The 13146-nt window shown below is 49.5% G+C and carries 23 protein-coding genes and 1 tRNA gene; all 24 read right to left on the bottom strand.

All coding sequences use genetic code 11. From position 1 onward, the window contains the following. Nucleotides 1–129: 129 nt before the first annotated feature. The 24 genes from NG78_RS03855 to rplP all read right to left on the bottom strand — a co-directional run bounded on the left by NG78_RS03855 (nucleotide 130) and on the right by rplP (nucleotide 13144). Nucleotides 130–215, bottom strand: a tRNA-Ser gene (locus NG78_RS03855). Nucleotides 216–305: 90 nt separating this feature from the next. Then, a complete protein-coding gene (locus NG78_RS03860; protein WP_004134300.1) occupies nucleotides 306–1223 on the bottom strand; it encodes a tRNA pseudouridine synthase A in 918 nt (305 codons plus the stop codon). Between the two features lie 27 nt (nucleotides 1224–1250). Beyond that, nucleotides 1251–2495, bottom strand: coding sequence for an Mbeg1-like protein (locus NG78_RS03865; protein ID WP_004134299.1), 1245 nt, complete (start codon nucleotides 2493–2495; stop codon nucleotides 1251–1253). A gap of 128 nt (nucleotides 2496–2623) precedes the next feature. After that, nucleotides 2624–3058, bottom strand: a complete 435-nt coding sequence (rplQ, locus tag NG78_RS03870) for a 50S ribosomal protein L17 (protein ID WP_004129014.1) — start codon at nucleotides 3056–3058, stop codon at nucleotides 2624–2626. Nucleotides 3059–3143: 85 nt separating this feature from the next. Further along, nucleotides 3144–4139, bottom strand: a complete 996-nt coding sequence (locus tag NG78_RS03875; protein WP_004134296.1) for a DNA-directed RNA polymerase subunit alpha — start codon at nucleotides 4137–4139, stop codon at nucleotides 3144–3146. Between the two features lie 79 nt (nucleotides 4140–4218). After that, the gene (rpsK, locus tag NG78_RS03880; RefSeq protein ID WP_004105468.1) at nucleotides 4219–4617 is read right to left on the bottom strand and encodes a 30S ribosomal protein S11; all 399 of its coding nucleotides are present in this window, start codon (nucleotides 4615–4617) and stop codon (nucleotides 4219–4221) included. Between the two features lie 83 nt (nucleotides 4618–4700). Next, the gene (gene rpsM / locus NG78_RS03885) at nucleotides 4701–5078 is read right to left on the bottom strand and encodes a 30S ribosomal protein S13 (protein WP_004105472.1); all 378 of its coding nucleotides are present in this window, start codon (nucleotides 5076–5078) and stop codon (nucleotides 4701–4703) included. A 142-nt stretch (nucleotides 5079–5220) separates the two neighbouring features. Continuing rightward, nucleotides 5221–5334, bottom strand: a complete 114-nt coding sequence (gene rpmJ, locus NG78_RS05975) for a 50S ribosomal protein L36 (RefSeq protein WP_003842636.1) — start codon at nucleotides 5332–5334, stop codon at nucleotides 5221–5223. A gap of 21 nt (nucleotides 5335–5355) precedes the next feature. Continuing rightward, entirely contained in the window at nucleotides 5356–5574 is a 219-nt protein-coding gene (infA, locus tag NG78_RS03890; RefSeq protein ID WP_004129021.1) for a translation initiation factor IF-1, read from the bottom strand. Between the two features lie 167 nt (nucleotides 5575–5741). Further along, on the bottom strand, nucleotides 5742–6302 hold the full coding sequence (locus NG78_RS03895) for an adenylate kinase (RefSeq protein ID WP_004129023.1): 561 nt from the start codon (nucleotides 6300–6302) through the stop codon (nucleotides 5742–5744). Nucleotides 6303–6336: 34 nt separating this feature from the next. Then, on the bottom strand, nucleotides 6337–7677 hold the full coding sequence (gene secY, locus NG78_RS03900) for a preprotein translocase subunit SecY (RefSeq protein ID WP_004134291.1): 1341 nt from the start codon (nucleotides 7675–7677) through the stop codon (nucleotides 6337–6339). Nucleotides 7678–7872: 195 nt separating this feature from the next. Next, nucleotides 7873–8328 carry a 50S ribosomal protein L15 gene (rplO, locus tag NG78_RS03905; protein WP_004134287.1) on the bottom strand — a complete coding sequence of 152 codons (456 nt, stop codon included), beginning with the start codon at nucleotides 8326–8328 and terminating at the stop codon, nucleotides 7873–7875. 2 nt (nucleotides 8329–8330) lie between these two features. Further along, the gene (gene rpmD / locus NG78_RS03910) at nucleotides 8331–8513 is read right to left on the bottom strand and encodes a 50S ribosomal protein L30 (RefSeq protein WP_004105491.1); all 183 of its coding nucleotides are present in this window, start codon (nucleotides 8511–8513) and stop codon (nucleotides 8331–8333) included. After that, entirely contained in the window at nucleotides 8513–9241 is a 729-nt protein-coding gene (gene rpsE / locus NG78_RS03915) for a 30S ribosomal protein S5 (protein ID WP_004134284.1), read from the bottom strand. The genes rpmD and rpsE overlap by 1 nt, the downstream gene beginning before the upstream one ends. Beyond that, entirely contained in the window at nucleotides 9238–9609 is a 372-nt protein-coding gene (gene rplR, locus NG78_RS03920) for a 50S ribosomal protein L18 (protein WP_004109670.1), read from the bottom strand. The genes rpsE and rplR overlap by 4 nt, the downstream gene beginning before the upstream one ends. A gap of 1 nt (nucleotide 9610) precedes the next feature. Beyond that, nucleotides 9611–10150 (bottom strand): 50S ribosomal protein L6, encoded by a 540-nt coding sequence (gene rplF / locus NG78_RS03925; RefSeq protein ID WP_004129046.1) that lies wholly within the window; start codon nucleotides 10148–10150, stop codon nucleotides 9611–9613. A 16-nt stretch (nucleotides 10151–10166) separates the two neighbouring features. After that, entirely contained in the window at nucleotides 10167–10565 is a 399-nt protein-coding gene (gene rpsH, locus NG78_RS03930) for a 30S ribosomal protein S8 (RefSeq protein ID WP_004105495.1), read from the bottom strand. An 86-nt stretch (nucleotides 10566–10651) separates the two neighbouring features. Beyond that, complete coding sequence (locus NG78_RS03935) at nucleotides 10652–10837, bottom strand: type Z 30S ribosomal protein S14 (protein WP_003808046.1); 186 nt, start codon at nucleotides 10835–10837, stop codon at nucleotides 10652–10654. Between the two features lies 1 nt (nucleotide 10838). Further along, entirely contained in the window at nucleotides 10839–11411 is a 573-nt protein-coding gene (rplE, locus tag NG78_RS03940; protein ID WP_004129048.1) for a 50S ribosomal protein L5, read from the bottom strand. Further along, nucleotides 11408–11743 (bottom strand): 50S ribosomal protein L24, encoded by a 336-nt coding sequence (gene rplX, locus NG78_RS03945; protein ID WP_004129050.1) that lies wholly within the window; start codon nucleotides 11741–11743, stop codon nucleotides 11408–11410. The genes rplE and rplX overlap by 4 nt, the downstream gene beginning before the upstream one ends. 1 nt (nucleotide 11744) lies before the next feature. After that, nucleotides 11745–12113 carry a 50S ribosomal protein L14 gene (gene rplN, locus NG78_RS03950; RefSeq protein ID WP_004129052.1) on the bottom strand — a complete coding sequence of 123 codons (369 nt, stop codon included), beginning with the start codon at nucleotides 12111–12113 and terminating at the stop codon, nucleotides 11745–11747. A 91-nt stretch (nucleotides 12114–12204) separates the two neighbouring features. Next, nucleotides 12205–12471 carry a 30S ribosomal protein S17 gene (gene rpsQ, locus NG78_RS03955; protein WP_004114365.1) on the bottom strand — a complete coding sequence of 89 codons (267 nt, stop codon included), beginning with the start codon at nucleotides 12469–12471 and terminating at the stop codon, nucleotides 12205–12207. Nucleotides 12472–12473: 2 nt separating this feature from the next. Beyond that, nucleotides 12474–12725, bottom strand: a complete 252-nt coding sequence (gene rpmC / locus NG78_RS03960; RefSeq protein ID WP_004129054.1) for a 50S ribosomal protein L29 — start codon at nucleotides 12723–12725, stop codon at nucleotides 12474–12476. Beyond that, the gene (gene rplP, locus NG78_RS03965; protein ID WP_004109684.1) at nucleotides 12725–13144 is read right to left on the bottom strand and encodes a 50S ribosomal protein L16; all 420 of its coding nucleotides are present in this window, start codon (nucleotides 13142–13144) and stop codon (nucleotides 12725–12727) included. The genes rpmC and rplP overlap by 1 nt, the downstream gene beginning before the upstream one ends. Between the last annotated feature and the right edge of the window lie 2 nt (nucleotides 13145–13146).

Here is a 13146-nt window from a genome sequence, read left to right as displayed (position 1 = left end):
ATACAATATGCGCATATTACGCTCGCGCGCGAAACTCGCGTTGGAAGCACACTGTGCTTCCAACCTGAGCAAGCTCGGCGAATTAAAAAAGCCTAAAGCAATTTACATGCTTTAGGCTTGGTTAATTCGCGGATGAAGCGAGATTCGAACTCGCGGAGGATTTTACCCTCACACGCTTTCGAGGCGTGCTCCTTAGACCGCTCGGACATTCATCCACTTGCGATTCGCGCAACAAAATCGCGCACAAACGCAACTTTTCAATTGTAAACCATGGCGCGAATATAAAATTATGGCGAGTTGAAACGCTATAACTCAGCAGAATCACGGCGAGCGCGAATCTTTTCCGCACGCTCCGCAAGCTCATTATCTGGCGGATACGCCACATATTCTAAAGTCAAACCTTGCGGCGCAATAGGACCAGTAGAACCTTCTCGAATCGGCGTATTAATCTTCTCAACAAACCAATCAAGCGTGCGCTTACCACGCCCAATCTGCACGCAAGCCTGCACAAGCGAGCGCACCATATTGTGAGCGAAAGCATCAGCAACAATAGTAAACTCAAGCAAACCCTGCTCAACAGGCGGCACACAGCCAGTTTTAAGATTAACGAGCACGTCATTAGCGCGCTCTCCCACACGTTCCCAACAAGCACTCTTTACATCGCGAATAGTAGTGCCGCCAGGATTAGGTCGAGCAAAAGATCCAAAATCGTGAAGACCAATCATAAGCCCAGCAGCCTGGTTCATTGCATCAACATCCAAAACATCGTCAAGTTTCAAAACAAAACCACGCATACGAGGATCGTAATCACAATAATCAGAAGCGTCGCAAATACGATACACATACGTGCGCTCCAACGCAGAAAAGCGCGCATCAAAACCAAGTGGAGCAACACTTACCTTATGCAACGAAATATCTTGCGGCAAAACGTGTCGCAGCCGGTACTCGAGCGCGCAAACACCGTCCAATCCAGTATGCCCTACGCATCGCAGCAAAGTTTCTTCAGAAACATCAAGATGACAAACCTGATGCGACGCATGCACGCCCGTATCCGTACGTCCAGCCACAGTAAGGCGCAGCGGCTCAGCAGCATCCCCTTCTGGCACACGCAATACTGTGTGCAAAGCCCCCTCAATTTCACCCTGCACAGTTCGCAAAGTAGGCTGCTTAGCCCAACCGTAAAATCCGCCACCATCGTAAGCTAAATCTAAGCGAAGTCGCATTCAAAACCTTTCCAAACAGACTTTCCACTAGCTTTTCTTATCCGAAGAGCTGCCGCCCGCAAGCGCAAAAGCACTCATAACACTACGAATCAGCTCATAAGTTTTTGAATCCATATGCATTGCAATCTTCAATAATTTAGGAACAACCTCCGACCAATGAGAAGACATTTCATCAAAAGTTGGGTATCCCAAACTGCTAAAAATGCTATAAACGCTGTCAATTCTGCGCTTTCGCTCCTCAAATGGCAGATTCATCATCCACTCGTTTGCAGCCTTAGAAACGGCCAGAGCGCGCGGAGTTACGCAATCACAGTAGTCAAAATCACCATTTTTAATCTGCCAATACATGCCAAAATGTTGCATTAATCCAATCGAATCGGCAAATGTAACCTTATACGGCACTCCCGTATCCATAATCAATCCAATAAAGGCAGACTGCGGAACTACTTTTTCAATACGACTTGAAACATTCGCAAAAACGCTTGTATCCACTACATCAGACGCAAAACCAGGTCCGTCCATAGAATAAATTTTTGATACAAGATCACCTAGTTTTTGACTTGTAGCATCTAAGCGCATAGCCGCATAAGCAGCCATGTTCCCACCTTTTGAATGACCTACAACAATAATATTTGGATTATTATTTTGCAAGTCTACGGAAGATTTTGAAAAGCGGGCAAAAAGTTTGTTCGCAAAAATTTTATTAAAGAAGTTTTTATTAGAATAACGCTTGCTATATCTTTGCGCTACAGAAGTCAAATATTCAGCAGCAGATTCTTGCGCTGGCACTGGGCAGCGGAAAGCCATGTTGAAATCTTCTTTCCACCCAACAAGCGTACTGTCAGTGCCGCGAAAAGCCACAACAAGAGTATGAGGATTATCAATCCCCTCGCAATTGCTAAGATCAAAAGTAACTCCAGCAAACTGCTGCTCTAATGATTCGTCAATATTTGATTCATCAAACCTCTCAAGATACTCCCCTACGCGAATTCCCCTATACCTAGGGCTGGAAGCGACAGCAAGAAGCAGCTTCCTGCGGAATTTATCTACTTTGGGAGATCCAGAAGAAAACATTGACGAATATTCTTCTATTCTAAGCAATTCGTTAATAGATACAGTAGAAATATTCTTTGGATTATCACAATATTTTGGCACGTACGTTGGCATATTTATATAAGATAGCTCGCACAAAATCAGCGCATCCACGGCATTAAACTTGCGCTTAGCGAAGGTAGAGAAATCGTTGCGCAACAAATCAATAACATTCGACATAATTCAATAATAATACAAATAAAAAACGAGCCGAGGAAATCCTCGACTCGTTTTAGCAATTCTTCAAGAAGCGATTTTACGCTTAACTTTAAGATTTACTTTACCGATGCGTAAAGCTGAAATGCTGACTACTCGGCAGCTTCTTCTTTAGCTGCTACCTTAGTAGCTGCTTCAGCTTCCTTCACAACAGCCTTCTTTGGGCTTACTGGCTCAGTTACAAGCTCAATAATTGCCTGAGGAGCGGTATCGCCACGACGTGGAGCAATCTTCACGATGCGGGTGTAGCCGCCTTCACGCTGCTTCATCTGCTCAGCAATCTGAGTGAAAAGAACGTGAACCACGGACTTGTTGCGAATCACGCGCAACACGCGACGACGCGAATGCAAATCGCCACGCTTAGCGAATGAAATCAAACGCTCAGCAAGCGGACGAAGACGCTTTGCCTTTGGCAACGTCGTCACAATACGACCGTGCTGGAAGAGGCTGGTCGCCATGTTGGCCAGCATCAGGCGCTCATGAGCCGGGCTAGAAGCCAGACGAGGGCCTTGTTTCGGTGTAGGCATTATTACTCCTTATTGTCGCAATTGCCGAAAACTCAGGTGGGCATCAACCCGAACATCCGAATTTTACGACGATTGCAGGTGAATTCTACTCGTCTTCAGGCGAGAAGAAAGTGCCACCTTCGAGATTATTGGCGTCGAAGCCAATCGGCGAAGCCTTCAAAGACAGACCCATGGACTGCAACTTCTCTTTGACCTCATCGATGGATTTCATGCCGAAATTACGAATATCGAGCAAATCCTGCTCAGTGTGAACTACCAATTCGCCGACTGTATGAATACCCTCGCGCTTCAAGCAGTTGTAGCTGCGCTGGGTAAGATTCATTTCTTCAATCGGTATAGCCAGCTGGGAATCAGATTCCTCACGCATTGGCGCTGGACCAACTTCAACACCTTCAGCTTCAAGATTAAGCTCACGGCAAAGGCCGAAAAGCTCAACCAAGGTTGAACCTGCGGACGCAACAGCATCGCGCGGTGTAATAGCTGGCTTGGTTTCCACATCCAGGATGAGCTTATCGAAGTCCGTGCGCTGTTCCACGCGGGTAGCTTCGACCTTATAGCTCACCTTCAAAACTGGCGAGTAGATCGAATCCACAGGAATGCGGCCGATTTCGCTGTTCTCCTGCTTGTTCATCTGAGCTGGTACGTAGCCGCGACCGCGTTCAACAGTAAACTCAATTTCAAGTTCACCATCTTCAGCAAGTGTAGCAATATGCAATTCAGGGTTGGCAATAGTAACGCCAGCCGGAGGAGTAATGTCTCCAGCGGTTGCTTCACCTTTACCATTCTTGCGCAGATACATCACTACAGGCTCGTCGTACTCACTAGTGAGCACGATGCCCTTGATGTTCAGCAGAATTTCAGTGACATCTTCTTCAACACCTGGCAGAGTCGTAAACTCATGCAAAGCTCCGGAAATGCGTACCGAAGTAACGGCAGCACCTGGAATGGAGCTCAACAAGGTACGACGCAGCGAATTGCCGAGAGTGTAGCCAAAACCTGGTTCCAACGGCTCAATAGTAAAGCGAGAACGCTGGGGATTCAGTGATTCCTCGGTAAGTGTCGGACGCTGTGCGATAAGCACTTTGGTATCCTTTCAGCTTCTGGTCGGTGGTGCACTCGCCGCCCATAAGCGGGTTGGATGGATGGATTCGTAAGAGTGCTCAGACGCGGCGACGCTTTGGTGGGCGTACGCCGTTATGCGCTTGCGGGGTAACGTCGGTAATAGAACCAACTTCGAGACCCGCGGACTGGAGGGAACGGATAGCGGTTTCACGACCGGAACCTGGACCCTTAACAAACACGTCGACCTTCTTAAGGCCATGCTCCATTGCCTTACGAGCGGCAGACTCAGCGGCCATACCTGCAGCGTAAGGAGTCGACTTACGGGAACCCTTAAAGCCGACGTCACCACCGGAAGCCCAGGAAAGGACTGCACCGGATGGATCGGTGATGGAGATAATCGTGTTATTGAATGTTGATTTAATATGCGCCTGCCCAACCGGCACCGACTTGCGGTCCCGGCGACGCGGCTTGCGCGAGGCTTGCTTTGCAGCTGCCATTGACCCTCGTTTCCTAATGACGAATGAGTTGGTATGTCTAGACGATGGAAATGTATCCGTGGCCTAGAGCCGACCACCGACTACTATCGGGTGGCCTTCTTCTTCCCGGCGACAGTACGCTTCGGGCCCTTACGGGTACGAGCATTAGTCTTGGTACGCTGACCACGCACAGGAAGACCCTTGCGATGACGCTGGCCTTGATAGCAGTTGATCTGAATCTTACGACGGATGTCTGCGTCAATTTCACGACGCAAATCGCCCTCGATCTTGTAATTAGCCTCGAGATAATCACGCAAGGTGATCAGCTGTTCATCCGTAAGATCCTTGACGCGAGTGTCCGGATTCACACCGGTCGCGGCAAGCGTTTCCTTAGCGCGAGTGCGGCCAACACCAAAAATGTAGGTGAGGGCAATCTCAATGCGCTTCTCATTGGGAATATCTACTCCGGCAAGACGTGCCATTGTAATTCCTTTACTGTTACGCAGGTCGTGCACCAAGTCTTCCGCATTAATAAATTAGATGCGGCCTGGGCCTGCGCACCCAGGGTTCAGCTTCTGCTGTGACTTAGCGCCTTATTCTTTGTATTCCGCGATGGAAATCTGCTCAGCCCTGACGCTGCTTATGACGTGGGTTAATGCAGATCACCATGACGCGGCCGTGACGGCGGATCACGCGGCAGTTTTCGCAGATCCTCTTCACGCTAGGGCTGACCTTCATGGTTTTCCTTTGCTTGTACCTTTACTTATAACGGTACGTAATACGTCCACGGTTCAGATCGTATGGACTCATCTCCAGCACTACACGATCCTGCGGAAGAATGCGGATATAATTCTTACGCATTTTTCCGGAAATCGTAGCTAGAACGATGTGCTCATTCTCGAGCTGAACACGAAACATCGCGTTCGGCAGTGCTTCGACTACCTTGCCTTCGACTTCAATCACACCGTCTTTTGCCATGAGCCTCGTTCCGATCCTTGGGCATACTACTTCGCGCATCCGAAGACACGCCAATCTTCTATATTACAGTAAATGCGCCCTATGCAACACTCGGCGTGTCGCATAGGGCGCATCAACTCTTTACAAACCTGACCGTAATAAATCAGTCTATTATTGTTTTACTGCTATTAGTTTAGCGATTCGATAATGCGATTATTAATTTCTTTAATATCGCCAACACCATCAACTTCAACTAACTGGCCGCGGCTATCGTAAATATCAAGAAGCGGAGCAGTTTCTTTTTCGTATGTTTCCAAACGTTTAGCAATAACTTCTGGAGTATCGTCAGAACGACCCTGCTCTACTGCACGCTTCTGCATGCGCTCGAGCAAAACCTCACGCTCAGCTTCCAAGGCCACAACGTGATCGAGCGGAGTTGAAAGCTCTTCCAACATTAAATCCAAAGCCTGAACCTGGGAAGCGTTACGAGGATAACCGTCGAGAATCCAGCCATTCTTAGCATCATCTTGTGCAAGACGATCCTTAACAATGCTGTTTGTCAGTTCATCTGGAACCAACTCGCCCTTGTCAAGATAAACCTGCACTTGCTTGCCAAGCTCAGTCTGATTCTTTAAGTTATAGCGGAAAATATCACCAGTAGAAATTGCTGGAATATTGTAATGCTCACTTAACAAAGCAGCCTGAGTGCCCTTGCCAACGCCCTGAGGACCCATAATCAGCAATCGCATATTCATCTCCTTGATTCTTCACAAATTATTTTATTTACTTAGATACTTGTTTTTGATTTTCGTGGTTGAACAAGAAACCAGCATACTGGAACTGTTCAGTCTGAGCCTTTGCCTGACGCAAAGTATCCAAACCTACACCAGCAATAATCAGAATTGTTGTACCGCCGAATGGCAACTTTGTATTCAAGTGCAAAGCCATAATCAAAACGGTAGGAATCAAAGCGACGAAAAGCAAATAAATAGCGCCGACAGTGTTAAGCCTGTTCATAACATAGCTCAAGTAATTGCTAGTTGCGCTACCTGCGCGGATTCCAGGAATAAATCCGCCATACTCTTTCATGTTATCTGCAGTTTCATCCGTATTAAAAGTAATCTCGGTGTAGAAGAAGCAGAAGAACACAATCATAACCGTGTAGAACGCAATGTACCAAGCAGACGTGGAATTTGCCAAATTTTCTTCAATCCACTGTACCCAAGGCTTGCTCTTATCTCCGAACTGAGCAATAAGAGTAGGAACAGCAAGAATAGAAGAAGCAAAGATTGGTGGAATAACACCGCTCATATTGATCTTCAAAGGCAAATAAGTGGAAGATCCGCCGTACATCTTGCGGCCAATCATGCGACGAGTGTACTGCACAGGAATACGACGCTGCGCAAGTTCCACAAAGTCAACGAAAACAAGAATTACAAGAAGCACGCCGCCAACGATGGAGAACTTAGTCCAATCACCATTAGAACCGTTAGTGCCCCAACCAATTTCCCAAAGCTTTGGCAAGAATCCGGAGCAAATGGACATAAAGATTAAGACGGACATACCTTGGCCGATGCCCTTATCTGTAATAAGCTCTGCCATCCACATAATAAGGCCAGTGCCGCCGGTCATAATCAAAACCATTACAACCAAGCTCCAGAAGCCACCATCTGGAATAACCTGACCGCACTGATAATTAAACAAAGCGCCTGAGCGAGCAGTTACCAAAATTGTTGTTGACTGCAAAACAGCCAAACCAATAGTCAAGTAACGAGTGTACTGAGTAAGCTTTGTCTCGCCAGACTGACCTTCCTTATGCAACGCTTCGAAGCGCGGAATAACAACGCGAAGAAGCTGAATCACAATGGAAGCTGTAATGTAAGGCATTACGCCCAAAGCAAAGATAGAAAGCTGCAACAGCGAGCCGCCGGAGAACAAGTTGACCAACCCAATAAAGTTCTCTTTTGACGAAGCTAACTTAGCTGTGCAAGCACGAATTACTTTATAGTCAACACCTGGAATCGGAATAAACGAGCCGATACGGTAGATGATAATCATAGCGAAGACGAAGAGGATCTTATTCCTCAACTCCTTCGTCCTGAAGGCCTGGATTAACGTTTTCACCTGGGTCTTCCTCCCTTTTTTCGCGCACTCCTAGGCGCAACAGTGCAAAAAACAAACTCTGAGGCAATAGTGTAACTCACGGTGCATACTGAAACAGATTATTGGTGAGTTTTGTCGATAAAAATAGTCCCCCTAGACAATGCTAGAGGGACTATCTACAGCTTTATAACTGCATCAAGCTTAAAGTAGTTCTAACTACTCTTCGCTGATGGAGCCGCCTTGAGCCTCAACCTTTGCCTTAGCAGAAGCAGAAGCCTTCATACCCTTCAAGTTCAAAGCAACAGTCAATTCACCATCGCCCAAAACCTTAACTGGGTAACCATCACGCACGGCGCCCTTTGCAATAAGGTCAGCTACAGTAACATCGCCACCCTTTGGGAAGAGTTCAGCGAGAGCTGCAACGTTAACGACCTGGAACTCCTTCTTGAAAGGACTCTTGAATCCACGCAACTTAGGCAAGCGCATGTAAAGTGGAAGCTGGCCACCTTCGAAGCCAGGACGAACCTGATAACGCTTCTTTGTGCCCTTGTCACCACGACCCGAGGTCTTACCCTTGGAGCCTTCACCACGGCCTACGCGGATGCGATCCTTCTTAGCTCCTGGAGCTGGACGCAATGTGTGCATATGCAGCATTGGTTCTTCGTTAGCCATAATCAGTCGACCTCCTCGACGCTCACCAGGTGGCGCACGGCCATGACCAAGCCACGATTGACGGGGGTGTCTTCGCGAACTACGCTGTGACCAATCTTATGAAGGCCGAGCGTATGAACATTCGCGCGCTGGCGCTCAGTGGTGTGAACCAAACCGTGCACCAGAGTGATCTTCAAATTAGACATCACTCACCATCCTTTGCTTCAGCTGCCTTGGCGGCCTGAGCTTCTTCGCGAGCCTTGCGAGCTTCGGCAATGCCGGCAGCACGCTCACGGAGCAAAGCATCAGGAGCAACTTCCTCAAGAGAAAGACCACGACGAGCAGAAATCTCTTCTGGCTCTTCGAGCTTCTTCAAAGCGTCCACAGTAGCGCGCACCACGTTTACAGCGGTCGCAGAACCCATGGACTTGGTGAGGATATCTGTAATGCCAGCGCACTCCATAACAGCACGCACAGCACCACCAGCGATTACACCAGTACCTGGAGCAGCTGGACGAAGCAACACGGTACCAGCAGCATCGTGACCGAGCACTGGATGAGTGACGGTACCACGAATACGTGGAACAGTGAACATATGCTTCTTAGCGTCAAGCTGACCCTTAGCGATAGCTGCTGGAACTTCACGAGACTTGCCGTAACCAACACCAACAGTGCCCTTACCGTCGCCAACAACAACAAGTGCTGCAAAGCTGAAGGTACGACCACCCTTGTGGGTCTTGGAAACACGGTTAATAGTAACTACGCGATCCAGAAGCTCTTCGCCGCGGTTTTCTTCACGACGATTACGACGCTCGCCGCGCTTACCCTCGCCCTTATTGCGGCGAGAACGACGATCATCGTTGCGTTCCTCAGCGGATGCCTGAGTGTTCTGAGTTTCTTCAGCCACTTGGGTTTCCTTTTCGTTGTCGCTCACAGTGCTAGACCTCCCTGACGGGCGCCTTCAGCTACTGCTGCGACGCGACCATGATATTTGTTACCGCCACGGTCGAAGACTACAGCGGTGATGCCCGCTTCCTTCGCCTTAGCCGCTACTAATTCGCCAACCTTGGTTGCAGCTTCAGTCTTCGTGCCGGTGAAACCAGCGAAGTCAGCTGTCAAAGTGGAAGCGCTTACCAAAGTAATGCCCTTGGTATCGTCCACAATCTGAGCAACCATGTGACGGTTAGAACGAGAAACAACTAAACGAGGACGTTCAGATGTACCAGCAATATGCTTACGAAGACGGGCGTGACGACGCAAACGTGCGACTTTGGTACCCTTACCGAAAATCTTAACGCTCATATCACTTACCAGCCTTTCCAGCCTTGCGCAGGATACGTTCATCGGTGTACTTAATACCCTTACCCTTGTAAGGTTCTGGAGCACGAAGCTTGCGGATGTTAGCAGCAACCTGGCCAACAGTCTGCTTATCGGTGCCCTTAACGATTACCTGGTTAGGATTTGGCAACTCGAACTCAATACCTGCCGGTGGTTGAACGGTAATAGTGTGAGAATAACCGAGCGAGAACTCAATGCCCTTGCCCTTCATTACTGCACGATAACCGGTACCGACAATATCCAAAGTCTTGGTGTAGCCTTCATGCACACCCTTAACCATGGAAGCAACAATCGCGCGAGCCAAGCCGTGCTTTGCACGAGTTGGACGCAAATCGTCAACTGGAGTCAAAACAATCTGATTCTCAGCAACTTCCGCGGTAATGCCCTCTGGAATTACATAGGAGTCAGAACCCTTAGCGCCCTTGACGCTGAAGGACTGACCTTCAATCTTTACTTCCACGCCTTGAGGAATGTCGACGGGGAGCTTACCAATATGCGATGCCATCTTCAGCTCTCCTTTCTCACCATACGTAGGCGACAATTTCGCCGCCAATGCCTCGGTCGAGGCATTCCTTCTGAGTCAACAATCCCGAGCTGGTCGAGATAATAGCGATACCGAGACCACCAAGAGGCATTGGCAAAGCATCAGACTTAGCGTAACGACGCAAGCCTGGCTTAGAAATGCGCTTGATGCCCTGGATAGAACGCTGGCCATTGGAGCCATACTTCAACGTAATTTCCAACGTCTGTCCAACCTTAGCTTCCTTAGCAGCGAAGTCCTTAATGTAGCCTTCGTGCTTAAGAATCTCGGCGATATTCGCCTTGAACTTGGAGTACGGCATTTCCACGGTATCGTGCTTTGCCGCGCTCGCGTTACGCAGACGTGTCAACATGTCTGCGATTGGATCTGTCATTGTCATGTGGGCTAACGCCCTTTCTCGCCGTGGTTTCCACCGCCTCTATATAAGACCTTTGTCTTTAGGCAGTGGACCTTCAGCGTCGATATTTACCAACTGGACTTCGTAACACCCGGCAACTCACCGCGATGAGCCTTCTCACGAAGGCAGATGCGGCACAGACCGAACTTGCGATACACGGAGTGAGGACGACCACAAACCTGGCAACGCGTATAAGCGCGTACCTTGAACTTCGGCTTAGCGGCCGCCTTGTTTTTCAGAGCGGTTTTTGCCATTTCAGTTCTCCTTGAATGGGAAACCGAGGTGCTTAAGCAAAGACTTGGCCTCCACATCGTCCTTGGTGGTAGTCACCACGGTGATGTCCATACCACGCTGATGATCAATCGAGTCAGGATCAATCTCATGGAACATAGACTGTTCCGTAAGACCGAAGTTGTAATTACCCTGACCGTCAAACTGGTTGCCGTTAATACCACGGAAATCGCGGATACGAGGCAAAGCCAGAGTAAGCAAACGATCCAAGAATTCCCACATACGATCGCCACGAAGGGTTACGTAAGCACCGATAGCCTGGCCTTCGCGCAGATGGAACTGAGCGACAGACTTCTTTGCCTTAGTGACCTTTGGCTTCTGGCCGGTGATCAAAGTGAGATCCTTAATCGCACCTTCGATGAGCTTGGAATCACGTGCTGCAGCGCCGACGCCCATAGAGACGACAACCTTCTGTACACGGGCCACCTGCATAGGATTGGTGTGGCCAAATTCCTTCTCCAAGGCTGGAACGATTTCATCCTTGTATTGTTGCTTTAAGCGCGGAGTTGCCGGCAACTCAACTGTAGTATCGGTCATGCCAGCTCCTTTCCGGACTTCTTGGCGACACGCACGCGCACGGTCTTAACCTTGCCGTCACGAGCCTCTTGCTTAACAATCACGCCAACGCGAGTAGGCTGCTTGGTTTCTGGATCAATAACCATCACGTTAGAGCGATGGATTGGAGCCTCAACCGAAACAATGCCCGACTGCTGACCCTGCTGGGTGGCGCGAACGTGCTTCTTAACGACCTGAACGCCTTCTACGACTAAACGGTCGTCGGCAAGTACGCGAAGTACTTTGCCTTCCTTACCGCGATCCTTACCGCGGATAACCTTCACCTGGTCGCCGGACTTAATCTTGGCTACCATATCAGATCACCTCCGGGGCAAGGGACACAATCTTCATGAAGTGCTGATCACGCAATTCACGACCGACTGGTCCGAAGATACGAGTGCCTTTTGGTTCACGGCCAGAGCCGAGAATGACGGCGGCGTTCTCATCGAACTTAATATAGGAACCATCGACACGGCGATGTTCCTTGACAGTACGGACGACGACAGCCTTAACTACGTCGCCTTTCTTGACCGACCCGCCAGGGATCGCGTCCTTGACGGAGGCGACGATGATGTCGCCGATGCCGGCATAGCGTCGCTTCGATCCACCGAGCACGCGGATGGCAAGTAATTCCTTAGCACCCGTGTTGTCGGCGACATGAAGCCGCGTTTCCTGCTGAATCATTGATTCTCCTTAGCCGAGCTGGTTCTCCCCACTCACCTGTGCCTGCCCAAAGAACAGACACAGGTGAAGCGCGGAGCCTTGCCGAACTTGTTTACTTGGCGCGCTCGATAATCGAGTCGAGACGCCAACGCTTGGTCTTGCTCAGGGGCCGAGTTTCCATAATACTCACGAGGTCGCCAATATGTGCCTCGTTGTGTTCATCATGGGCTTTGACCTTGCGGGTGGAGCGAACGACTTTACCGTAAAGCGGGTGTGTCGAACGCTGCTCCAGCTCAACGGCAATCGTCTTGTCCATGGCCTCGGACACGACGTAGCCGCGACGAACCTTGCGGAAGTTGCGCTCTTGGTTCTCAGCCATGCTTACTTCTCCTTGACCTCAGTGGCGCCAGGCTCTTGGCTGATGCCGAGTTCACGCTCACGCAGGACAGTATACATCCTGGCTATGTCGTGCTTGACCGCCTTGAGGCGAGCGCTGTTTTCAAGTTGACCAGTTGCTGCCTGGAAGCGCAAGTTAAAAAGCTCTTCCTTGGACTTCTTCAAGAAGCCTTCAATTTCAGCATTGGTCTTCTCGTTCAAATTCTTGATGGTGTAGTCTGCAGTTCCGACTGGCATCAGATGTCACCGCCTTCACGCGCAATAACGCGGCATTTCATTGGGAGCTTATCGATAGCGCGGCGCAAAGCCTCGCGAGCGATGTCCTCAGAAACACCACCGATCTCGAACATTACGCGTCCTGGGTGGATGTTGGCAATCCAGAATTCTGGAGCACCCTTACCGGAACCCATTCGCGCACCAAGCGGGTGCTTGGTTAATGGACGATCTGGGAAGATCGTAATCCACACACGACCGCCACGCTTAATGTAGCGGGTCATTGCGATACGAGCTGCCTCGATCTGTCGGTTAGTGATGTAGGCCGGAGCCAGCGCCTGAATACCGAAATCGCCGAAAGCAATCTCGGTGCCACCCTTAGACATGCCGCTACGGGTAGGACGGTGCTGCTTACGATATTTAGTCCTCTTTGGGATAAGCATCT

This window comes from Gardnerella greenwoodii 00703Dmash (assembly GCF_000263635.1).
Taxonomy (GTDB): domain Bacteria; phylum Actinomycetota; class Actinomycetes; order Actinomycetales; family Bifidobacteriaceae; genus Bifidobacterium; species Bifidobacterium greenwoodii.
The sequence above is the reverse complement of the archived record's forward strand: the minus strand, read 5'-3'. Positions and strand labels throughout refer to the sequence as shown.

Excerpts from the sequence above, each read along its gene's own strand:
- NG78_RS03860 (WP_004134300.1), bottom strand. The coding sequence starts at position 1,223 with ATGCGACTTCGCTTAGATTTAGCTTACGATGGTGGCGGATTTTACGGT.
- NG78_RS03865 (WP_004134299.1), bottom strand. The coding sequence starts at position 2,495 with ATGTCGAATGTTATTGATTTGTTGCGCAACGATTTCTCTACCTTCGCT.
- rplQ (WP_004129014.1), bottom strand. The coding sequence starts at position 3,058 with ATGCCTACACCGAAACAAGGCCCTCGTCTGGCTTCTAGCCCGGCTCAT.
- rpsK (WP_004105468.1), bottom strand. The coding sequence starts at position 4,617 with ATGGCAGCTGCAAAGCAAGCCTCGCGCAAGCCGCGTCGCCGGGACCGC.
- rpsM (WP_004105472.1), bottom strand. The coding sequence starts at position 5,078 with ATGGCACGTCTTGCCGGAGTAGATATTCCCAATGAGAAGCGCATTGAG.
- rpmJ (WP_003842636.1), bottom strand. The coding sequence starts at position 5,334 with ATGAAGGTCAGCCCTAGCGTGAAGAGGATCTGCGAAAACTGCCGCGTG.
- infA (WP_004129021.1), bottom strand. The coding sequence starts at position 5,574 with ATGGCAAAAGACGGTGTGATTGAAGTCGAAGGCAAGGTAGTCGAAGCA.
- NG78_RS03895 (WP_004129023.1), bottom strand. The coding sequence starts at position 6,302 with ATGCGATTGCTGATTATGGGTCCTCAGGGCGTTGGCAAGGGCACTCAG.
- rplO (WP_004134287.1), bottom strand. The coding sequence starts at position 8,328 with ATGGCTAACGAAGAACCAATGCTGCATATGCACACATTGCGTCCAGCT.
- rpmD (WP_004105491.1), bottom strand. The coding sequence starts at position 8,513 with ATGTCTAATTTGAAGATCACTCTGGTGCACGGTTTGGTTCACACCACT.
- rplR (WP_004109670.1), bottom strand. The coding sequence starts at position 9,609 with ATGAGCGTTAAGATTTTCGGTAAGGGTACCAAAGTCGCACGTTTGCGT.
- rplF (WP_004129046.1), bottom strand. The coding sequence starts at position 10,150 with ATGGCATCGCATATTGGTAAGCTCCCCGTCGACATTCCTCAAGGCGTG.
- rpsH (WP_004105495.1), bottom strand. The coding sequence starts at position 10,565 with ATGACAATGACAGATCCAATCGCAGACATGTTGACACGTCTGCGTAAC.
- NG78_RS03935 (WP_003808046.1), bottom strand. The coding sequence starts at position 10,837 with ATGGCAAAAACCGCTCTGAAAAACAAGGCGGCCGCTAAGCCGAAGTTC.
- rplE (WP_004129048.1), bottom strand. The coding sequence starts at position 11,411 with ATGACCGATACTACAGTTGAGTTGCCGGCAACTCCGCGCTTAAAGCAA.
- rplX (WP_004129050.1), bottom strand. The coding sequence starts at position 11,743 with ATGGTAGCCAAGATTAAGTCCGGCGACCAGGTGAAGGTTATCCGCGGT.
- rplN (WP_004129052.1), bottom strand. The coding sequence starts at position 12,113 with ATGATTCAGCAGGAAACGCGGCTTCATGTCGCCGACAACACGGGTGCT.
- rpsQ (WP_004114365.1), bottom strand. The coding sequence starts at position 12,471 with ATGGCTGAGAACCAAGAGCGCAACTTCCGCAAGGTTCGTCGCGGCTAC.
- rpmC (WP_004129054.1), bottom strand. The coding sequence starts at position 12,725 with ATGCCAGTCGGAACTGCAGACTACACCATCAAGAATTTGAACGAGAAG.
- rplP (WP_004109684.1), bottom strand. The coding sequence starts at position 13,144 with ATGCTTATCCCAAAGAGGACTAAATATCGTAAGCAGCACCGTCCTACC.